We start from the raw sequence: 21338 nt of genomic DNA, 5'->3' as shown, positions 1-21338 counted from the left end.
GCGGATATTTAGGGTGTTGATACGTTCATTTATGAGTTTTCATTATAAGCTCAGGCTGCGCAAGGCTTGCCTGGGTTGGCTGCTCGGCCTCGGCTTGCCGCTGGCCAGCGGAGCACAGTCGCCCCGAATTCTGCCGCCCGTGCCTGATAGTCTGCGCGCGCCCCTGCGCGCGGCCCCCGCTGGCGAGGCCCGTATTCGCGTGCTGCTGCGCATTGCCGATGCCTACACCGTGCCGTTCGACTCGGCCGGGGTGGTAGAATACACGGAGGCTGCGGAGCGTGAGGCCCGCCAGGCCCGGCTGCCGGAGCTGGTGGGCGAGGCGCTGGCTTTTCGGGGCGACTACTACCGCCTGGCCGCCAACCTGCCGCGGGCCCAGGCCCTGTTTCAGCAGGCGGCGCCACTCCTGACCACGGCCCCCCGCGCCATGCAGGCCCAGTTTCGCTACCACTGGGGCATGTTGTATAGCGACCTGAACCAGCCCAGCCGGGCATTTGCCCTGTACAGCGAAGCCGAGCAACTGGCCGAAGACAACGACCGACTGCGCGGCGACCTGCTGAACTCCCGCGGCTTGCTTTACCTGGCTCAAAACCGCCTCGACTCCGCCGCCGTCAACTTATTTCGGTCGGCGCGGCTGCTGCACCGCATGGGCCAACGCGAGCCCGAAGCCGCCGCCCTTAGCAACCTGGCCCTGGTGTATGGCCAGCAAAAGCGCTGGGGCGAAGCCATTGCTTTCACCCGCCGGGGCCTGGCCATCGAGTCTGCGCTGGGCGATACCATTTCGCTGTCGGTGTCGTGGCACAACCTGGGCGTGCTGCTGGTGCGCCGCGACAGCGCCCGCGCCGGCCTGCCCTACCTACGCAAAGCGCTGCGGGTCCGGCAGCAACAGCACCTCAACGGCGAGCTGCCTTCGTCCTGGACCAACCTGGCCCGCGCCTACGAGCAACTCGGCCAAATCGACTCGGCCCGCTACTGCTTTGGGCAGGTGCTGGCCCAACAGCAGCAAATGGGCCGCCCCAAAGAAATTGGCGACGCCCTGCAGGTGCTGGCCAACTTTTATCTGCGCCAACACCAGTGGGCGCAGGCCGAAGCCCTGGGCCAGCAGGTGTTGGCGCTGCCCGTACGACAGGTAGACGTGCTTACGCGCGTGGGCATCTATGGCCTGTTGAACAAGGTAGCCGCCCACCGCCACGATTTTGCCGCCGCCTACGCCTGGCAAACCCGCGAGCTTCACCTCAACGACTCCCTGCGCACCCTGGCCGATGCGCGCGTGACCGAGGAGCAGCGCGCCCGCTTCGAAACCGACCACGCCGAAGCCCAGGTCCGCAACCTCACCCAACGCCAGCAGGTGGACGACCTGCGCCGCCAGCGCCTGCTGCTGTGGGCCCTGCTGGGTGCTGTGCTGCTGCTGGCCGGGGGCGCACTGGGCTTGCTCGAATACCGGCGCCGACGGCTCCGGCGGGAACTGGCCCTGCGCACGCGCCTCTCGGCCGACCTGCACGACGAAGTAGGTGGCCTGCTCACCCAGATTTCGATGCAAACCGACTTGCTCGGCGCAGGCCTGCACGAGCCGGAGCAGCAAAAAGGCCTGCTGCGCGAAGTGGCCGCCACCAGCCGCCTGGCCGCCAGCCAGCTTCAGGACGTGGTGTGGAGTTTCGATGCCCGCAACGACGCGGTGGGCAGCCTGCTCGACCGCTTGCGCGACCACGCCTACGAGGTGCTGCAATACGGCGAAGCCACCATCACCTTCGATGCCACGCCCGGCGCCACTTCCCGCACCCTGCCCGTGGAAACCCGCCGGGCGCTCTACCTCATTTTCAAGGAAGCCCTCACCAACATCCGCAAGCACGCGCCGCGGGGCACCCACATTCAGGTGGCCCTGCACGCCGATGCCCGCACCTTCACCCTCAGCATTGCCGACGACGGCTTCCCCCCTGCCACCAACGGCCACATTCGCGCATCCGGCCACGGACGCCGCAATATGCAAGCCCGCGCCGAGGCCGTGGGCGGCACCTGCCGCACCGGCTTTGGCGCGGTGCCGGGCCAGCCCGGCTTTGGGGTGCTGGTAGAGGTGCCGGTCGGGTAGGAAGCACCAGTGTGAGCCAAGAGCCGTTTTTGAACGTCATGCTGAGCTTGTCGAAGCATCTCTACCGCAACAGTAAATCTGATTACTGTTGCGGTAGAGATGCTTCGACAAGCTCAGCATGACAGTTTTTTTGTTAACTCCATCAATTTTCAAGCGGCAAAGTCCTTTCTACTTACTGCTTTCTACCCCCATCAAAATGCTATGGCGGCTCCGGTTGCCAGCCGGTAATTTTACGCCATGCCCATTTCTCTTGCCATCATCGAAGACGTGCCCGCCGTGCGGCAGGCACTGGATACCTACCTCTGCGCCCAGCCCGAGTTCGAGTGTGCGCTCGCGGTGGGCTCGGTGGAAGCATTTCTGGAGCAGGCCCCCGGCCTGGCGGCTCCGCCCCGCCTGGTTCTCTCCGACATTGGCCTGCCCGGCAAGTCGGGCATCGAGGGCGTGGGGTTGATTCGGGCGCAGCTGCCGGGCACCGACGTGGTGCTCCTCACCACCCCACCCGGCAACCCTGAATGGATTTTCCAGGGCTTGTGTGCCGGCGCGGTGGGCTATTTTCTGAAGAACACGCCCCTGACCGACCTCAAGGCCGGGCTGCTGGCCGTGGCCGAGGGCGGCAGCAGCATGAGCCCGGCCGTGGCCCGGCAGATAGTGCGCTTTTTCCAGCCCGTCGCTGCCCCCAACCAGCCTCTTTCGCCCCGCGAGCAACAGGTGGTGCAGGCCATTGAGGAAGGATTGAGCTACAAGCTTATTGCCGTGCGCCTCGGCATCAGCATCGACACCGTGCGCGGCCACATCAAAAACATCTACAGCAAGCTTCACATCAACTCCAAGAGCGAGCTGCTGGCGCGGGGCCGCCGCTGGTAAAACGGGTCTGCTTTAAAATATATGCAACCCATTAGGTCGTCATGCAGAGCGCAGCGAAGCATCTCGCGTGCCGAAGTAAACCAATCGATTGAGTCACTAAGGCACGCGAGATGCTTCGCTGCGCTCTGCATGACGGCCTAAATAACCCCTTACTCCAGCGCCTTCTGGCCGGCCGAAACTTCCTTGCCCACAACCGGCTGCTTGTTTTGGATAGGCTCGAAACGCACTTCCCGCGGCTGTTTCTCGCTCAGGTACTTCCAGTAGCGCAGCGGCATGTGGCGCCGGTGCAGCTTCAGGTTCTTGCGTTCCGGGATGTTGACGTGGTCGAAATACACCTGCCACAGCAGTTTGAATAGCGGCTCCCGCTCATCGAACACGGTGGCCGAAACATCGGTGGTTTTCCGGCCGGCGGCGGCTTCGAACTGCACCACATCGGTCCGCGTCAGGTCGTAGTACAGGCCGTAGTGGCGGCGGCGGTCATAAATCAGCCAGCGCTGGTCGGCATAGCGCTTGGTGAAGTGCACGGCAATGAGCGGCAGCACGTCCATGTCCGGCTCAATGGTGGCGTGGAACAGCTCGTCCTGCGTTTTCTCGAAGCGTACGAAAGCCTCCATGCGGTGCTTTTCGCGAAACATCTGCTGGGCCAGGCGCTGCACGCGGCGCACATCGGCATTGGCGTAGTTTTCGGCAACGTCCTGGGCCGAGCGCAGGGCCAAATTCACGTAGCGAAAAATCAGCAGCTCCCGGTCCGCGTCCTCGCTCAGAAAGACGTGGTAGAGGCGGGTGCGGGCTTCGCTGTCCATGCTTTTCAGGAGCCCGTCCCATACCCGTGCCGCCAGTGCCTCGTCGGTTTCGCGGTGGGCTGGCTGGGCAAACAGGCCCACCTGGGCCGAAGCCTCGGGCTGAATGCTGCTGGGCGCGGCCCGCCAGTCGTATATCGTGAACAGCACCGTGAGCAGGCCCTCGAAGGTGCCGTCGTAGGTATAATCACGCGGCGGAGCCGTGAGCGCGGGCGCGCCGGGCCGGCGCGGGGCGGCAGACGCCAAGACGGAGGTGGGGCGGCGGATAGGTTTCAAGGGCAACAAAAGAACGTCATGCTGAGCGCAGTCGAAGCATCTCTACTGCAGTAGTAATTCAATCGACTGCAACGAAGCGGTAGAGATGCTTCGACTGCGCTCAGCATGACCACCTTTCTTGGCTGCTGCCCCAGGCAAATCAACTTCTACGCTGCCTGCTGGCGCTGTTCGCCCTGCTGGGCCTGGTAGCGGGCGCGGGCCTCGGTGTGCAACTGGCGCACCAGCGGCATCAGTTCGCTGAGGCGGCAGCAGCACGAGAGGCGCGCTACTTTATCGGAATTGGCCGAAGGCGTCGGCTGCGGTTGGCGGTGGATGACTTTCATGACAGAAAAAAAGATGTCGTTTTGCACGCCGCCTAAGGTGCTGGTTTGCACTTTGGGTTGGCCTTGGAGGAAGAGAGCGTCGGGTTGCATAGCGCGGTTAGGAAGCTTGGGCAAATAAGTCGAGTTGCTGCGTGACCAGGGCCGAGCGCACGGCGCCGGACCCAAACAGAATCTGGCGGCGCACCTGCTGCTCGCTCAGCTCGCCGATGACGGGCTGGTGCTCGCCCTGGCAGGTCAGGAAATACTTGGCGCGCTTCAGCACCACGCCCAGCTGGCGCAGCGTTTCCAGGTTCAGCCTGGCGAAGCGGCGCGCGGCCACAATGCGCTTGGCCGAGCGGGCGCCCACGCCGGGAATGCGCAGTATCATTTCGTACTCGGCCGTGTTCACATCCACCGGAAATACGTGGCGGTTGCGCAGGGCCCAGGCCAGCTTGGGGTCGATTTCGAGGTCGAGGTGCGGGTGGGCGGGGTCGAGAATTTCATCGGCTTGGAAGCCGTAGAAGCGCATCAGCCAGTCGGTCTGGTACAAGCGGTGCTCGCGGATGAGGGGCGGCTGCGTCACCTGCGGCAGGCGGGCGTCGTCCGTCACGGGGATGTAGCCGGAGTAGTACACCCGCTTCAGGCCATAGCCTTGGTAGAGGCTGTCGGTGAGCTTAATGATTTGCAAATCCGTTTCGGCGCTGGCTCCCACAATGAGCTGGGTGCTTTGGCCGGCGGTGGCAAAGGCGGGCACTTTCTTGAACAGCGCCTTTTCCTCTTTATTCTGGATGATGCCGTCCCGAATCTGGCCCATCGGGGTCAGAATTTCCTGGTAGTTTTTTTCAGGCGCCAGCGTGGTCAGGGCCAGCTCCGAGGGCAGCTCGATGTTCACACTGAGGCGGTCGGCATACAGCCCGGCTTCCTGAATCAGCTCTTCGCTCGCGCCCGGAATGGTTTTGAGATGGATGTAGCCGTTGAATTTGTGCTCGGTGCGCAGCTTTTTGGCGATGCGCACGAGGCGCTCCATCGTGTAATCGGGGCTGGAGAAGATGCCGGAGCTCAAAAACAGACCTTCGATGTAGTTGCGGCGGTAGAAATTGATGGTCAGGTCCACCACTTCGTCCACCGTGAAGGCGGCGCGCTTCACGTCGTTCGAGCGGCGCGACACGCAGTAGGCGCAGTCGAAAATGCAATGGTTGGTGAGCAGAATCTTGAGCAGGCTCACGCAGCGGCCGTCCTCGGTGTAGCTGTGGCAAATGCCCATGCCTTCGGCATTGCCCAGGCCCTTATTTTCGTTTTTACGCTTGCCACCGCTGCTGCTGCACGAGGTATCGTACTTCGCGGCATCAGCTAATATGCTTAGTTTCTCTTGAATGCGCTCATTCATGCGGCAGCGGGTTGCTTTCGGGCTTAAAAGTAATATACAGCGACCAAATAGGCCTACTATTCTAAGCTAATTTTTTTGGGAATAGTTTCCTGTTTTTAGAAAAACCCTCCTGCGGCATGCCCGCGTATTTTAGTAAAACCCCGCCTCCGATGGCACCAGCCGTATCTTGGCCGGCAAACACCCCCGGCTCCTTTTCGTACTTTGCGGCGTTGGGCTGAATTATGAGTTTTCGCGGCTGCTTTCTGCTGATGTTACTGCTGGCGTGGGGCGCCCGGCCGGCGCGGGCGCAGACGTTTGACCCGCGCATGGCCGTGCCGCCCGATTCGCTGCACGCCAACCAGGAAATCCTGCCGCACCGGCCCGACTCCCTGCGCCAGCGCTTCGACGAGCAGCGGGTGATTACGCGCTTGCAAGCCTACTCGCGCCGCAAAACCATTGCCGGCCGCGCAGTTTCTGCCTTGTTCAACTTCACCCGCCGCCAAGAAGAACAAGCCGGCCTCGACGCGGTGCTGCTCGACCGGCAGTTCGACCGGCACAACTTCAAGATTGTGCGGCGCATCAACATCCGCACGCTCGATGCCTTTGGCTACAGCCTCACCGACTCGACCCGCCAGCCGCGCTCGTTTTGGGAGAAGTCGGGCAACGCCCTGCACCTCAAAACGGCCCGCTCGCGCATCCGGCAGGTGCTACTGTTTCGGCCCGGCCAGCCGCTGGAGCCCCAGGCCCTCACCGAATCGGAACGCCTGCTGCGCCAAACGCCCGAAATCCTGGATGCCCGCGTGCTGGTGAACGAAGCCACGACCACCCGCGACAGCGTGGACATTGTGGTGCTGACCACCGACGTATTTAGCGTCACGGCGGGTGTGGAAGTGGGCTCGGCCACGTCGGCCCTCGTCACCTTGGGCGACCAGAATTTTCTGGGCCAGGGGCATCAGGTCGAGAATGCCTACCGCTACGGCATCGTGCACGCACCCGATGGCGGCACGCCCCAAACCTGGTCGTACGAAGGCAGCTACACGGCCCCGTTTCGCAACTTTTTGTATGCGCAGGGGCGCTACCGCAACGACTACAACTACCGCTCGGGCGGGGTATCGCTGCAACGCGACTTTTATTCGCCCAGTGTGCGGTATGCCGGCGCCATCAACCTTAATTCGTACAGCCAGAACATTGTCTTGGCCCCCCCCACGCCCGGCGAGCCCTACGACTACTACCCGCTGCACTACAACATACAGGACGCTTGGGTGGGCCGGTCCCTCCGCCTGCGCTCCTACGACCTGGGCTACGAAAACCCAGGCCGCGTCATTGTGTCGGCGCGCGTCATTCGGACCGACTACAGCGCCATCCCGCACCCCGATGCGAGCAAGCTGCCCGACTACCACAACGAATACAACGACGACGTGGTGCTGCTGGGCACGGTGGGCTACTCGGTGCGCCGCTATTATAAGGACCGGTACCTGTTCGGCTTTGGCCGCACCGAGGACATTCCGACCGGTACGCTCATCAGCTTCACGGCCGGCTACGACATGAACAGTGTGGTGCCGCGCCGCTACGCCGACATCCGCTTCGCGGCGGCGGGCTTCAGCACCCGCACGGGCTACCTCTACGGCGCCCTGGACCTGGGCGCTTACCAGAAGCTGAACACGGAGCGCGATTGGGAGCAGGGCTTGCTCTCGTCGGAGCTCACCACGTTCACCAAGCTCTACCACTTTGGCAACTGGCAGTACCGGCATTTTTTCAGCAGCAAGGCCACCATTGGGTTCGACCGCCGGCCGGGCGAATTGCTCCAGGGCATTACCGATAACCGGGGCCTGCGCGGGTTTTCGCCAGCGGCGCCCATTCTGGCCACCAGCCGCTTCGTGCTCAACTACGAAACCACGCTTTTTACCCCGCTCTCGCTGCTGGGCTTTCGGCTGGCGGGCATCGCCTTTGCCGATGCCGCCTGGGTAGGCGACCAGCCCCGCGGTGGCACGCCCTTCCAAGATGCGCCCTACACGGGGTTTGGGCTGGGGGTGCGCTTCCGCAACGAGTTTACGGCCCTGCGCACCTTTCAACTGCTGATTGGCTACTACCCGCGCGGCATCAGCGCCCCCAACGGCCTCCGCATGTTCGAAACCTCCCGCGAAACCGTCACCTTCACCGATTTTGGCCTGGGGGCGCCCGGTACCGGCCAGTACCAGTAGGTAGTATGTTTTGCAACACTTTCCTGCGCCCGTCGGTCATCCTGAGCACCGCGAAGGGCCTTATTACTGCTGAAGGGTTTGCAGCCACCCAATTGACACAGGCGCGATAAGGTCCTTCGCGGTGCTCAGGATGACCGACGGGCGCAGCATGATAAAGCATCAAGCGTCCTGCCAGGATTCCCCGGCAGGACGCTTGATGCTTTATCATATAGTTGGCACTTTGACAATTAGCTACCGGTCGGCGGTGAAGGCGATGGGCACGGTGCAGGCCACCCGCACGGGCTGCCCATTTGAGCGGGCGGGCTCCCAGGGCGGCATCAGCCATATCAGGCGCAGCGCTTCGTCGTTCAGGCCGCTGCCGGGGCCGCTGATGACGTGTGCATCCTGCACCTTGCCCTGGGCACTCAGGATAAAATTGACATACACTTTGCCCGACACGCGCCGCTGCAGCGCCAGCTGCGGATAGCGAATGGACTTGCTCAGGTAGGCCATAAAAGCTTTGTCACCGCCCACAAACTGGGGCCGCACCTCGGGGTTGACAAACACGGAATCGGGCTTGATGGCCGCCGGAGCCACCGGGCTGGTACGGGCTGCTGCATTGGGTCCGGCCTGAGCGTGCCCTTGCGTGGCGGCTACCAAGCTCAACAGGCCCACAAACGGAAGGAAGCGTAGCGAATTTTTCACGTTGCGAAGCAGTAAAAGTGAATGAGTAAGCTAGAAAGTCGACGGCCAATAATTAGCCTGATAGCGAAGTGATGATTTAAAGATACGAAGAGTTTTCAATAAATTGTCTTTTCATCAGATTTTGCCCAGGTAAAAAATATACTGGTTATATAATACTTGAACGCTTAAACAATATATAAAAGCCTCTAAAACCATCCTGAAAGGAGTTTATGTACCTTATTCCACATAATAACAGATGGCATTTTGGTATTTTAAAGACAAAATCCCATTTAACCATTTGCTAAAATTTTATAATTATTACAATATAATATACCATTCACTGTTTTCTGCGGAGAACCGTCGGCACATTACCAAGACCTTGCCGGCCGATAACATTGATGAAGGGCAACTGCTTCCAGAAATGCTGCCCACCTTGCGCACCCTTTGGGCTTACTACCTGATGTTGAAGCGGTTATTGCAAGGAGCCTGTTTAGCTATTATGCAGTGCACAGCGAAGGCCGATGCTTCGGACTAGGTTGCGGAGTAGCCGTAGTGCGGCGATGAATTGGTGGTCTTGGCCTGATAAAGCCGCTAGCAGCGGCACCGCCAAGCAATTGGGCCATGGCATAGCGCCGCGTGCGAGCTAATATGGAGTGGTTTTCAGGTTGGTAAATGGTTCTTTGAACGAGTTAGAGACGCAACATTTTGCGTCTCTAACTCCATCCACCAACCTGGAAATTGCTCTAAAAGGAGGAATTTCGTTGCCCCATTGAGAATAGAGCATTTTTAAGTTAAAATATTAACTAATAGCATATTTGCAACATTACCCACGTCCTTAACGGGATTTAACTTGTTATTTTTCTGATTCCCTATTCTGCAGGTTGCTTTGAACGTAACGATTTTCTCAATTTATTTGCCTGTGCAGAAAACCTGCTCATTCATTCACCTTTTTCCTTTTTTCTGTTATGCGTTTGTTCAAGCGTAAATTTCACACCTTGGTTGCCCTGGTTCCCCTCATGGCAACCGCAGCATGCTCGTCGGGCCGTTACTTCCAGTTCGACAACAGCTCGGCCTCGGCAGCTTACAGCACCAACAAATCAGTAGCCGTAGCACCTGCTATTGAAACCACCACCGCTACCACTGCACCCGTGGCACCCGATACGGCAGTTGAACAAGAAATTTCGGCCTCGCTGTCGGCAAATACCGCCACCGTTGCTTCCACCTCCAACGCCTCCAAGCATGCCACAACCTTTACGCTAACCCCCAAGCAGCAACAGCGCATCGCCAAGCGCCTCCCGGCCTTGGAGCGTCAGTTCAGCAAGCAGGCCGCCAAGCACACCGCGCCAGCCGCTTCCCTCTCGGCCGAAGGCAAGAGTCAGATTGTGGCCCTCGTACTGGTACTGCTGGTGGGTGGCCTCGGCATCCACCGTTTCTACCTGGGCTATACCGGCATCGGCATTGTGCAGTTGTTAACCGCAGGCGGCTGTGGCATTTGGGCCTTGATTGACCTGGTGCGCATCATCACCGGCGACCTAAAGCCGAAAGATGGCGACTACGCTAAGAAACTCTAATCCAACCCAGCCCCACCGCTGGCGGGCCCAGGCCGTGGTGGTTGGCTCGGCGCTGGTGTGGCTCACGCTGCTCCTGCTGCCGGCCGACTTCCTGGACCACACCAAAAGCATCTGCCTCAGCCGGGTGCTGCTGGACCAGGAATGCCCCGGCTGTGGAATGGGCCGCGCCTGCATGCATGCCATTCACCTGCAATGGCGCACGGCCTGGGGGTTCAACCACTTGTTTGTGCTAGTGCTTCCCATGCTGGCCTTCTTATGGGCCAAAGAGGTCCTGACCTCCGCCCGACGCTTGGGCTGGATTGGATTTTAAATCACCTAAAAAAGCCTGCCGCTAACACGGCAGGCTTTTTTTAGGGCGATTCCTTCAGCAGCTTGTAGGCAGTAAAAAATAGCAGCCCGCTCAGCATCAGGGCCACAAGTCTAACAGTATTGAAAAGCGGAGCCAAGGAACCCAGACGCAGGAAAGGCACCATCGCAAGAGTTGTTTCAGGACCGATAGTGTACCTCAGCCGCTGGGCTACTACTCATACCGCAGTTCTCCAGCCGCCACGCGCAGTGTCACGCCGCGCTCGGCCGTGAGGTGTCCTGCTATTTGCGCCTCGTAGCCGCTGGCTTGCAGCGAGGCTACCACGGCGGCGGCGCTGGCTTCTTCGGTCACGAGGAGCATGCCGGTGCCCATGTTCCAGTAGAGGTAGGCCGTTTCGGCACTGATGCCGCCGATTTCGCAGAGGCGCTGCATGGCGGGCAGTGGCGCAAACAGATTATCCAACACCGCGCCGAGGCCATTTTTGAGCACCCGCGAAAAGTTGTCGGCCACGCCGCCGCCGGTGATGTGGGCCACGCCGTGCAGCGGCAGGCCGGCATCGAGCAGGGCCGCCACGCCGGGCGAGTAGATGAGTGAAGGCGCGAGCATGGCCTCGCCCCAGGACTTTGGCGCTTCGCCTGCGGCTGCGCTTAATGAGGAATGAGGAATGAGGAATGAGGAATTATCAGGCGCTCCCAATTCTTCATTCTTCATTCCTAATTCTTCATTAAGCACAGCGTCGAAGGGGGCGTCGTGCCAGTTGTCGCCGAATACCTTTTGCAGGGTTTTGCGGGCCAGCGAGTAGCCGTTGGAGCGGAACGAGGGCGAGCGCAGGGCCACCACCACGTGGCCGGCCTGGGCGGTTTTGCCGCTCAGGGGCTGGGCCAGGCTCGGGTGCAGCACCCCAATGGCCGTGGAGCACCAGTTGAAGTTCATCTTGGCGCCCGGCCAGCCGCCGATGCGGTTGCCCAGCTCCGCAATTTCGCCGCCCGTGATGGCCACCTGGGCGAAGTTGGCGGCATCGTGCAGGCCGCGCATCATCTGGTCCACCACATCGTAGTCGAGGTGGTTCACGTCGATGATGTTGGAGAGGTTGGTGGGTACGAAACCGGCGGCAATGAGGTCGTCGGCCGTCATGGCGATGAGGTCGTAGCCGAGGGTGTCGTACTTGTTCAAGCGCTCGGCCACTTCAATCTTGGTCCCGATGCCGTCGGAGCTGATGCCCAGCCGTTCCGCCCCGAAGCGGATTTCGTTGGAGAAGCCGCCGTCGAGGTCCTGGGCGGGCTCGCCGGGCTTGCCGGCGCGGTTTCGGAAGGTTTTTTTCGACCAGTTGTAGGCGTTGCGCGAGGCGGCGTTGCCTTCTTCGATGGAGTAGCCGGCAGGGTTTTCGGTGGAGGTGGACATGGGTACTAACTCGGGAAATGTCAGGCTAAAGAAGCACGTCATGCCGAGCGCAGCCGAGGCATCTCGCTCGCTTCGTTGCAACGATTGGGTTACTGCGGCAAGCGAGATACCTCGGATGCGCTCGGCATGACGTTCTGGGTGTTTTACAATGCTTAATGCTCTGTCGGCTCGGGCGCTTTCGCGCTCACCGATTTCTTATCCTTTTTCTTGTCGCCGCGGTGGCTGGCGCGCTCTTCCTGGATGTGGCGCAGGTAGTGGGTCACGTCGCCGGTCGGGTACTTGCCCGAGAAGCAGGCGAAGCACGAGCCGCCGTGGCCGCGCTCCTCCGAGAACAGCTCGTACAAATCCTGCAAGTCCTGGTAAATCACCTTGTCGGCCTCGATGTAGCGGCAGATTTCGTCCTCCGTGTAGTTGGCCGCAATCAGCTCGGTGCTCATGGCCATGTCGATGCCGTAGATGCAGGGCGACACGATGGGCGGCGCGCTGGAAATGAAGTACACCTCCTTGGCGCCGGCTTCGCGCAGCAGGCGCACGATGCGGCGCGAGGTGGTGCCGCGCACGATGCTGTCGTCGACCACGGCCACCTTTTTGCCGTTCACAAACTCGCGGATGGGGTTAAGTTTTTTCTTCACCACGTCTTCGCGCCCGGCCTGGGTAGGCACGATGAAGGAGCGGCCCATGTGGTTGTTTTTCACCAACGCCCGGCGGTACGGCACGCCAATGGCTTCGGCCAAGCCGGAGGCCGCAAAATAGCCCGATGACGGCACGTCAATCACCATATCGGGCTTCAAACCGGCATCGACTACCTTGCGGGCCAGGATTTTGCCCAGCCGTACCCGCTCCCGCGCCACCAGCCGGCCGTGAATAACGGAGTCTTCGCGGGCGAAGTAAATCTGCTCAAATACGCAGAAATTTTTGGGCAGCGCGTACTGGTTTTTGCGGTGCACCTGGTAGTTATTGTCGATGAAAATGGCTTGGCCGGGGCCAACGTTTTCCACAAATTCAAAGTCCAGGTAGTCGAAGCAAGTGCTTTCCGACACGAAGGCATAGACCGGGCCATTGGGCGTGTCGCGCCGGCCCAGCGCCAGCGGCCGGATGCCCAGCGGGTCGGTAAAAGCCAGCAGGCCGTGCCCGGCAATGACGGTGATGGTGGCGTAAGCGCCTTCCACCAGCTCCTGCGTGGTTTCCACGGCGTCAAAAATATCCACCACCGAAATGCGGTCGAGGTCTTTCACGCGCAGCTCCGAGGCGAAGGTGTACATGATGAGCTCCAGGTCGTTGGTGGTTTTGGGCAGCACGTGGTACTTGTCGTGCAGGCGCTTGGCTACGTCGCGGAAGTTGATGACGTTGCCGTTGTGCACCATCGCCAGCCCGAAGGGGTAGCTGGTGGTGAAGGGCTGCGCGAGGTCGGAGTCGTTGGCGCCCTGGGTGGTGTAGCGCACGTGCCCGATGCCGATGTTGCCCTTTAGCTTCTTCACATGCTTGGGCTTGAACACGTCGTTGACGAGGCCCTGGCCCTTGCAGAGGTGAAACGAGTCGTCGAACGTGGCGATGCCGGCCGCGTCCTGCCCCCGGTGCTGGAGGGCGGTGAGACCAATAATCATGTCGCCTACGACGTTATCGGGACCGTGAAAACCTACTATTCCGCACATGGGATGGGGTGGTTATTTGGTAACTGGAGGGGTAACGCCTGCTGGGTTCAGGCCATTTAGTACGTCATACTGAGCCTGTCGAAGCATCTCTACCGCGTCGTTATAACGGCATTGATTACTGGCACAGTAGAGATGCTTCGACAGGCTCAGCATGACGTTCAGTTTTGTTTTTGAATTAATTCGGCCAGCGTGCGGGCGTATAGCTCGTGTTCCACAGCCAGGCCGCGGCGCTCTACTTCGACCAGGGTGTCGGCCCCGCGCAAGTCCACGGTTTGCTGGGCGAGGATGGGGCCGGTGTCGAGCCCCTCGTCAACCAGGTGCACGGTGATTTTGGTTTCGGGCAGCCGGTTCTCAAACGCCCACTCGTAAGCGTGTAAACCTTGGTGATGATGGGTGTCGGCCGGATGAATATTGAGAATTCGGCCTGCGAATGGCTGAATGAATGCCGGCGACAAAATGCGCATGTAGCCGGCCAGCACCACCAAATCGGGTTGGTACTGCTGGAGCAAGTGCGCCGCATCGGCATCAAACGCTTCGCGCTTGCGGCCCTGGCTGGGCAGCGAGGCGATGGGGCACCCCAGCGCGGCAGCCGCTTCGAGGCCAAACGCGTCGGGCTTGTTGCTGAACACGACCACTACTTCGGCCAGTCCTTTCAGCACACCGGTTTTGGTGGCCTCCACCAGCGCCAGCATGTTGGACCCCCGGCCCGAAAGCAGGATGGCCAGCCGTACCAACTTCCCCTCCCTCCCCTCGCCAAAAGGGAGGGCAGGCAGCTGAAATTGCTCAAAGGCGGTGAGGAGCTTCATGAGTTTCAGTTGGGCTTCTGGTCTCAATTTACAACAGCCGGGCTTAGCGTCGGCGCGGGGCGTTGGGCAATGTCGGGGCGGAAATACACGTCCTGGAATGTGACGCGGGCGCAGGCTTCGTAGGCGCGGGTCGTGGCTTCTTCCAAGTTGTTGCCGTGGGCCGACAAAACGAGGACGCGGCCGCCGTTGGTCACAAGTTGGCCGTCCGCGTCACGCTTGGTGGCGCCGTGGTAGGCCCGCACGCCGGCGGGCAGGTCATCCAGACCGGTGATGGGGAACCCGGTGGGAAATTTCGGCGCCGGGTAGCCGCCCGAGGCCAGCACCACGCCCACATAAGCCCCGGGCCGCTGCCGCACGGCCTGCTGGCTCAGCGTCCCGTCGAGCGTGGCCTCAATCAGCTTCAGCAAGCTGCTGTCGAGAGCCGGCAGCAGCACTTCGGCTTCGGGGTCGCCGAGGCGTACGTTGTACTCCAGCAGCTTGGGGCCGCCGGGCGTGAGCATGATGCCGAAGTACAGGAAGCCCCGGAACTCAAACTGCTCCCGTTGCAAGCCGCGCAGCGTGGGGTCGATAATGTCGCGGCGAATGGCGGCCAGCACGTTGTCGTCGGCGAAGGGCACCGGGCAATAGGCGCCCATGCCGCCGGTGTTAGGGCCCTGGTCGCCGGCCAGCAGCTGCTTGTGGTCTTGCGAGGTGGCCAGTAGCTTGATTTCGTGTCCGTCGGTGAGGCCGATGATGCTGATTTCGGGACCGGTCAGCTTCTCTTCCAGCAAGAAGGAAAACCAGCCTGAGTAGCTCGTTTGCAGGTCATCGAAAGCCGCTTCCGCTTCTGCTGGCGACGAGCACACGTACACGCCTTTGCCGGCGGCCAGGCCGTCGTACTTCACCACTACATGGCCGCCCAGCTCCGCGGCTTTGGCCCGGGCCGCCGCAATGTTGTCGCTCCGGAACGGCCACGCTTTGGCAGTCGCTACGCCGTGACGGCGCATGAACTCCTTGCTCCACACCTTCGAGCTTTCCAACCGCGCCGCCGAGCGGGTGGGGCCAAAAACCTTGATGTCGGAACCCGCAAAAAAGTCGGTGATGCCGGCCGCCAGCGGCGCCTCCGGCCCCACCACAATCAGGTTGGAATCGTGGGCTTGCGCGAAGGCTTTCACCGCCTCAAAATCCAGCGGATTAAAGCCTAACTGGCTGTTCGGGATGCCGGCGTTGCCGGGCAGCACGTGTACCGTGGCCCCGTCGCGGGTCAGCTTTTCGGCCAGGGCGTGCTCGCGGGCGCCGGAGCCGAGGAGGAGAACGTTTTTCGAGGTGGTCACGGATTTAGTATGTTGAAACGCGATACTTCGCGTTTAGTAGTTGCTGATGTTATTACTGCGCAGCTCCCTGGCTCAACGCCGAAACGCGAAGCGTCGCGTCTCTATAGGTTTTTAAACTCCTCGTCGGCCGCTTTTAGCTTGGCTTTGGTGGCGAGGATGTCCTGGCTCAGACGCTCGCGCAGGCGGGGGATGTTCAGCGCGCGCAGGGCGGCCTGGGCGGCGTTGTCGGGACGCACCACGGTGAGGCTGGGCGCGCCGCTGGGCGTGATAACCGACGAGTTCAGGTTCAGGGCCAGTTCAGCAAAGTCCTCGTGGGGAGGGCACGAAATCACGGGCACGTTCACGTTGGCAGCCAGGAAGCCGCCGAGGCCGTTGCCCGAACCAGCCACGGCGATGATGACGCCGGGTTCGATGCTGTTGTTCCAGATTTCGGCCAGGCCAGCCATTGCTTCCCCAACATTGTGGGCCGAGGCCACGCGCAGCTGCGTGAAGACGTCGTAGCCTTCGAATTGGCGGCGGATTTTATCGCAGTGCTCCTTGTCAGCTGGCGAGCCCATCACGATGTTCACCCAAGCGTCTTTCACCAAGCCGGCCTGCACGAGGTTGGCCAGCACGCGGGCGTGGGCGTCCTGGCGGCCGGTGTGGGGGGCATCGGGGCCGTGGGTGTCGGCCGTGGGCAAGGCCTCGCCGGTGATGCGCTGGTAGATGTCGAGGTAACGGCGGCTGGCTTCCTGAGTCACTTCCGGGGTGAGGGCGCGGGGGTACTGGCCGTCCTTTTTGTTGGCAATGAGCCACTGGCGGACGTACTCTTTGTCCATCTGCTCGGCCGTTTCGGGGTTCCTGGCATAGTCCTCGGCCGCCCAGAAACGCGAGGAATCGGGCGTATGCATCTCGTCGATGAGAATAAGCTTGCCGTTCAGCAAGCCAAACTCGTACTTGGTATCCACCAGAATAATGCCCTTTTCGGCCAGCAGCTGCGAGCCCACGGCAAACAGCATTTGCGCCTTCACGGCCATCTGGTCGTACAATTCCTTGGTCACCCAGCCTTCGCTCACCAGGTTTTCGGGCGTGATTTCGCGGTCCGATTCCTCCTTCGTCGTCGGCGTCACAATGGCCTGCGGGAAGGGCTGGTTTTTCGTCAGTCCATCGGGCACCGTCACGCCCGAGAACGTGCGCTGCCCCGCCTGGTAGCCGCGCCACATCGAGCCGGTGAGGTACTGGCGCACCACCATTTCTACCTTAATAGGCTGAGCCTCCTTCACCAGCATGGCGTTGGCATCCACAAGCTTGATGACGTGGTTGGGGATGATGTGGGCCGTCTTATCAAACCAAAAATTGGCCAAGCCGTTCAGCACCGCGCCTTTGTGCGGGATGGCCGTTTCGAGCACCGAATCAAACGCCGAGAGGCGGTCGGTTACGATGATGAGGCGGTCGCCGCTGGGGGCGCGCAGGCTGTCGCGCACTTTGCCACGGTGCAGCAGGGGGAGTTGGGGAGAAGCGAAGCGGGTGAGGGTGTTCATTTAACTACGTTTCTGAAAAGCTGGATTTGGTTGTAAATGAACACTAACGCTGGGTGGCTAACTCTGCGGCGGCAACTGCGGCAGTACGCGAGTGGGCAATGTGCTCCACAATGTTCTTGAAAATCCGCAGCCCCTCCCCTTCCTCGGAAGCAGTGGGATTCTGCCGGCGGCGGCGGGCCCAGTCGGGGTGGTTGTAGGCCGACAAAAAGGCCTCGGGGTGCGGCATGAGACCGAATACCTGCCCCGTGGGGTCGGTGAGGCCGGCGCAGTTCAGGGCCGCGCCGTTGGGGTTGAAAGGGTACACGTTGGTGCCGTCGCCGTTGGCGTCGAGGTAGCTCAGGCAGTTGAGGCCGCCGGCTTCGATGCGCTGCTGAATGGCGGCGTCCGGAATCACGAGGCGGCCTTCGCCGTGGCGCACGGGCACTTCCAGCGTGTCGATGCCTTTGAGGAAAGGTGTGCTGGCCTTGGGATTTACACGGAGCGTTACCCACCGGTCTTCGTAGCGGCCGCTGGCGTTGTGGGTCAGGGTCACTTCGGGCGTCACTTCGCCGCTGAGGTTGGGCAGCAAGCCCAGCTTCACCAGCACCTGGAAGCCATTGCAGATTCCGAGCACAAACTTGCCGTCGGCAATGAATTGCTTGATGTCGTCGAGCAGCGTGCGGCCACCGGCGCCGGTCTGGCGGTAGCGCAGCTTGTTGGCCAGCACCACGCCCGAACCCAGGTCGTCGCCGAAGGAAAAGCCGCCGGGGAAGTTCAGGGTATCGAAATCGTGAATGCTCACCTGCCCGTGCAGCACCTGGTTGAGGTGCACAATGGTGGGCTCGGCGCCGGCCATGCGGTAGGCAGCCGCGAATTCTTCCTCGCAGTTGATTCCAAAGCCCGTCAGAATCAGCGCGCGCACCGTGCCAGTCGGAGCCGACACCTGGGTTTGTGCCTCCGATTGAACTTTATGTGCTGCCTGGGTGGCTTCTTGTACCATTTCAAAAGTCTTTTGGGCCAATGGAATTGAATCTTGTGCTTTTACAGCGAATTGGAATGGCTGAGGTTTTCCTTCGACACCACGCCAAGCAGCTTATTTACAGGGCCGTTGGTCCACAGGCTTCGCAATACATCCGTATCGGCCGAAATCACCTCACGGCCACCGTGGCGCACCACTAGGCGCACCTCCTTGGTCACAATGCCAAGGCGCGTGGCGCGGCGGCCGAGCAGCTGCTCAAAAGCCACCACATCCTCCGGTGCCACCGTGGCCAGGAAGCGCGAATGCGACTCGGAGAACAGCTGCGTCGGCAGCGCCAGGCCGGTTTCGGGCAGGTCGATGCTGGCACCGCAGTTGTAGCCGAAAGTGCATTCGGCCAGCGCCACAGCGAGGCCGCCGTCACTCAGGTCGTGGCAGGACTGAATCAGGTTTTGGTCGTTGGCCTGACCCACGAGGGTGTACAGCGCCTTGGCTTTTTCGAAATCAACCTTGGGCACATTGGCGCCCAACTGGCCGTGCAGAGCATAGAATTCAGAGCCGCCCAGCTCATCGTGGGTTTCGCCCAAGAGGTACACCACGTCGTCGGCCTGCTTGAAGTCGGAGGTGATGGCGCGGCGCACGTCTTCCATTTTGGCCGTCATTGAGTAGAGCACGGTGGGAGGCACCGAAATCTTCACGCCGTCGGCCTTGAAGTCGTTTTTCATCGAGTCCTTGCCGCTGGTGAGCGGGATGCAGTAGGCCGCCGTAGCGTCGCGTAAGGCCTCGCACATGCGCACCAGTTTGGCCAGCTTCTGCTTGCCATCGGGGTTCGTGGTGGGGTCGTACACCGAATCGGGCACGCAGAAGTTGTCGTTCACCGACCAGAAAATGCCGTCGCCAGGCGTCAGGTTCGGGAGCTTCCCTCCCACCGCAATAATCTGGCGCACGGCCTCGTCAAACGAGCCGGCCGACATGTCATACGCGTCCAAATCGCCGTAGCGCGGCAGGATGCCGTTGCTCACGGCCACTCCCTCCCAGCTCTCGAAATTGAAGCGCACCACGGCCGCGTCCTGCGGCGCCTGGCCCGTCGCGCCCATTAGGGGCTTCACAATGGTGCGGCCTTTCACCTCGTGGTCGTACTGCCGAATGATGGACTCGCGCGAGCAGATATTGAGCGAGCCCAGCAATTGGCCCAGCGTGGCGGTATAGTCCGCAGTGGCCGGAATTTCCGGCTCGGCCGCGGCAGGTTTGGTCCACTCCGCTTCCAGAATTTTGCGCGGCACGCCCTCGTGCAGGAAATCCATGTTCAGCCGCGCCACCGGCGCGCCATCGAAGCGCACGTCCAGAAAACCATCGGCGGTGAAGTGGCCGATATCGGTCAACTCCACTTCCATTTCCTGGCCCAGCGCCAGCAGCTCGGTCATTTTGCCGGGCTCCACCACCAGCGTAAACCGCTCCTGCGACTCGCTCACGAAAATCTCCCACGGCCGCAAACCAGGATATTTCAGAGGCACGCGCTCCAGTTCCACCACCGCGCCACCGGAAATGCCCGCCAGCTCGCCTACGGAGGACGAGAGGCCACCTGCGCCGTTGTCGGTGCTGCACTTCAGCAGGCCGCGGCGCGAGGCCAGCATCAGGAAATCCATCGCCAGCTTTTGCGTGATGGGCGAGCCGATTTGCACGGCCGTGGCCGGGGCCGTTTCGTCCAGTTCAATCGAAGAGAACGTGGCGCCGTGAATGCCGTCCTTGCCCACCCGGCCGCCGGCCATGATGATGCGGTCGCCGGCATCAATGATTTTCTCCCAGGAGTCTTTGCCCGCGAATTGCATCGGCATCACCGCGCCGGTGCCGCAGTACACCAGCGGCTTGCCCGCGTACCGGTCATCGAACACAATGGCGCCATTCACCGTGGGCACGCCCGACTTGTTGCCGCCGTCCTCAATGCCCTTGCGCACCCCTTCCAGAATGCGGCGCGGGTGCAGCTGCCCCGTTAGCAGCGGCCCGTCATACTCGGGGTTGCCGAAGCACAGCACATTGGTATTGAACAGCAATTGTGCGCCGCCAATGCCCGTGGCCAACGGGTCGCGGTTGTTCCCCAAAATGCCGGTGATGGCCCCGCCGTACGGGTCAATGGCCGAGGGCGAGTTATGCGTTTCCACCTTCCACACAAACAGCGAATCGGGATTGATGCGCACCGCGCCGGCGTTGTCCGAAAACACCTTTATCAGCCAGTCGTTGCCATTGGCGCGCAGCTGGCGGTCAACTTCCGACGTGGCATTTTTGATGTAGGTTTTGAAGAGCGAATCGACCTGCTTCTCCTCGCCCGTCTCCAAGTCTTTGTAGTTGATGAGGGCCGAAAATTCCTTGTGCTTGCAGTGCTCCGACCATGTTTGGGCGATGATTTCCAGCTCGCAGTCCGTGGGGGCAGCGGGCAGGCCGGCGGCTTTGCGCTCCGCCTGGGTCTCAGCGGCGGCGAAGTAGTCGCGCACGGCCCGCATTTCTTCCAGGCTCAGCGCGTAGATGTTGTCCTTCGACAGCTGCACCAACTCGGCGTCACTGCGGTCGGTTAGCTTAATAATTTCGGTAATGGCCTCGGCGCCACCGCCGGGGCGCGGCGTGTAGTCGCGGATGCCATCGGCCACGCGGCCCACTTCAAGCCAGTTGATGAGCTTGTTGCCGAGCAGCTCTTCTGCGATGCGGCGCAGGTCTTCGGCGGGCAGGTCGTTTTCGAGCAGGTAGAGGCGCTTGCTGAAGATGTGCTGGGTGTGGATGTCCAGCGGCTCGTTCAGGATGTCGGCGAGGGCGTTTTGAGCCGAGGTGCCTTCGTCGTCGGTCACGCCGGGGCGACGGGCGACGAGGATGTAGGCAGCGAAGCCTTCGGCGGCCGTCAGCTCGTTCAGGCGCACGTCGTGCAGCACCGGGTCGGCGAGGCAGCGGGTGGCGAATTCATGCAGTTGCGTTTCGCTGAGCGGGTAGCGCACCGTGTAGAGGGCGGCGCTGCGCACGCGGCCGGTCTTCAGGCCCAAGTGGCGGGCGGCGGCTTCGGCCACGCGCTGGCCGTCGCCATCGTGCTGGCCGGGCTTCAGCGTGAGCTGGATGGTGTGGGTGGTGTTGGGGGCGTTATCGGACATCAATAATATCGAAACGTCATGCTGAGCTTGCCGAAGCGTCTCTACTGCACAACTAATTATTTACTATCACAACGAAGCAGCAGAGATGCTTCGGCTGCACTCAGCGTGTCGTTCAGGCTGAGGCTGG

The 21338-nt window shown here is 61.3% G+C and carries 16 protein-coding genes; 5 read left to right on the top strand and 11 right to left on the bottom strand.

All coding sequences use genetic code 11. From position 1 onward, the window contains the following. Window positions 1–31: 31 nt before the first annotated feature. Together JKL48_RS04425 and JKL48_RS04420 are read left to right on the top strand one after the other, a co-directional pair. On the top strand, window positions 32–2083 hold the full coding sequence (locus JKL48_RS04425; RefSeq protein ID WP_201979078.1) for a tetratricopeptide repeat-containing sensor histidine kinase: 2052 nt from the start codon (window positions 32–34) through the stop codon (window positions 2081–2083). Between the two features lie 237 nt (window positions 2084–2320). After that, window positions 2321–2947 (top strand): LuxR C-terminal-related transcriptional regulator, encoded by a 627-nt coding sequence (locus JKL48_RS04420; RefSeq protein ID WP_201979077.1) that lies wholly within the window; start codon window positions 2321–2323, stop codon window positions 2945–2947. 149 nt (window positions 2948–3096) lie between these two features. Here the strand turns inward: JKL48_RS04420 and JKL48_RS04415 are convergent, their stop codons facing one another. The 3 genes from JKL48_RS04415 to JKL48_RS04405 all read right to left on the bottom strand — a co-directional run bounded on the left by JKL48_RS04415 (window position 3097) and on the right by JKL48_RS04405 (window position 5712). Then, the gene (locus JKL48_RS04415; RefSeq protein WP_236668616.1) at window positions 3097–4023 is read right to left on the bottom strand and encodes a TIGR03915 family putative DNA repair protein; all 927 of its coding nucleotides are present in this window, start codon (window positions 4021–4023) and stop codon (window positions 3097–3099) included. 146 nt (window positions 4024–4169) lie between these two features. Then, complete coding sequence (locus tag JKL48_RS04410; protein ID WP_201979075.1) at window positions 4170–4436, bottom strand: hypothetical protein; 267 nt, start codon at window positions 4434–4436, stop codon at window positions 4170–4172. Between the two features lie 7 nt (window positions 4437–4443). Beyond that, window positions 4444–5712 (bottom strand): putative DNA modification/repair radical SAM protein, encoded by a 1269-nt coding sequence (locus tag JKL48_RS04405; protein WP_201979072.1) that lies wholly within the window; start codon window positions 5710–5712, stop codon window positions 4444–4446. A gap of 248 nt (window positions 5713–5960) precedes the next feature. Here JKL48_RS04405 and JKL48_RS04400 point away from each other — a divergent pair, with 248 nt between their 5' ends. Continuing rightward, complete coding sequence (locus tag JKL48_RS04400) at window positions 5961–7892, top strand: BamA/TamA family outer membrane protein (RefSeq protein ID WP_201979069.1); 1932 nt, start codon at window positions 5961–5963, stop codon at window positions 7890–7892. 231 nt (window positions 7893–8123) lie between these two features. Here JKL48_RS04400 and JKL48_RS23515 read toward each other — a convergent pair whose 3' ends face one another. After that, window positions 8124–8576, bottom strand: coding sequence for an energy transducer TonB (locus JKL48_RS23515; RefSeq protein ID WP_201979066.1), 453 nt, complete (start codon window positions 8574–8576; stop codon window positions 8124–8126). Between the two features lie 995 nt (window positions 8577–9571). Here JKL48_RS23515 and JKL48_RS04390 point away from each other — a divergent pair. Both JKL48_RS04390 and JKL48_RS04385 read left to right on the top strand, forming a co-directional pair. Then, a complete protein-coding gene (locus JKL48_RS04390; protein ID WP_201979063.1) occupies window positions 9572–10126 on the top strand; it encodes a TM2 domain-containing protein in 555 nt (184 codons plus the stop codon). Further along, complete coding sequence (locus tag JKL48_RS04385) at window positions 10101–10436, top strand: DUF2752 domain-containing protein (RefSeq protein ID WP_201979060.1); 336 nt, start codon at window positions 10101–10103, stop codon at window positions 10434–10436. The genes JKL48_RS04390 and JKL48_RS04385 overlap by 26 nt, the downstream gene beginning before the upstream one ends. Window positions 10437–10646: 210 nt before the next feature. Here the strand turns inward: JKL48_RS04385 and JKL48_RS04380 are convergent, their stop codons facing one another. The 7 genes from JKL48_RS04380 to JKL48_RS04350 all read right to left on the bottom strand — a co-directional run bounded on the left by JKL48_RS04380 (window position 10647) and on the right by JKL48_RS04350 (window position 21211). Continuing rightward, window positions 10647–11834, bottom strand: coding sequence for an AIR synthase-related protein (locus JKL48_RS04380; protein ID WP_201979057.1), 1188 nt, complete (start codon window positions 11832–11834; stop codon window positions 10647–10649). 152 nt (window positions 11835–11986) lie between these two features. Beyond that, window positions 11987–13486 (bottom strand): amidophosphoribosyltransferase, encoded by a 1500-nt coding sequence (gene purF / locus JKL48_RS04375; RefSeq protein ID WP_201979054.1) that lies wholly within the window; start codon window positions 13484–13486, stop codon window positions 11987–11989. A 158-nt stretch (window positions 13487–13644) separates the two neighbouring features. After that, a complete protein-coding gene (gene purN / locus JKL48_RS04370; protein ID WP_201979051.1) occupies window positions 13645–14292 on the bottom strand; it encodes a phosphoribosylglycinamide formyltransferase in 648 nt (215 codons plus the stop codon). 23 nt (window positions 14293–14315) lie between these two features. Further along, the gene (gene purD, locus JKL48_RS04365; RefSeq protein ID WP_201979049.1) at window positions 14316–15605 is read right to left on the bottom strand and encodes a phosphoribosylamine--glycine ligase; all 1290 of its coding nucleotides are present in this window, start codon (window positions 15603–15605) and stop codon (window positions 14316–14318) included. A gap of 101 nt (window positions 15606–15706) precedes the next feature. Next, window positions 15707–17125, bottom strand: coding sequence for a phosphoribosylaminoimidazolesuccinocarboxamide synthase (locus JKL48_RS04360; protein ID WP_201979046.1), 1419 nt, complete (start codon window positions 17123–17125; stop codon window positions 15707–15709). Window positions 17126–17168: 43 nt separating this feature from the next. Then, window positions 17169–18104 carry a phosphoribosylformylglycinamidine synthase subunit PurQ gene (locus tag JKL48_RS04355; protein ID WP_201979043.1) on the bottom strand — a complete coding sequence of 312 codons (936 nt, stop codon included), beginning with the start codon at window positions 18102–18104 and terminating at the stop codon, window positions 17169–17171. 41 nt (window positions 18105–18145) lie between these two features. Beyond that, window positions 18146–21211, bottom strand: coding sequence for an AIR synthase-related protein (locus JKL48_RS04350; protein ID WP_201979040.1), 3066 nt, complete (start codon window positions 21209–21211; stop codon window positions 18146–18148). Between the last annotated feature and the right edge of the window lie 127 nt (window positions 21212–21338).

It is taken from the genome of Hymenobacter rubidus, from assembly GCF_016734815.1.
Lineage (GTDB): Bacteria > Bacteroidota > Bacteroidia > Cytophagales > Hymenobacteraceae > Hymenobacter > Hymenobacter rubidus.
This window is presented reverse-complemented; position numbering and strand designations above follow the sequence as displayed.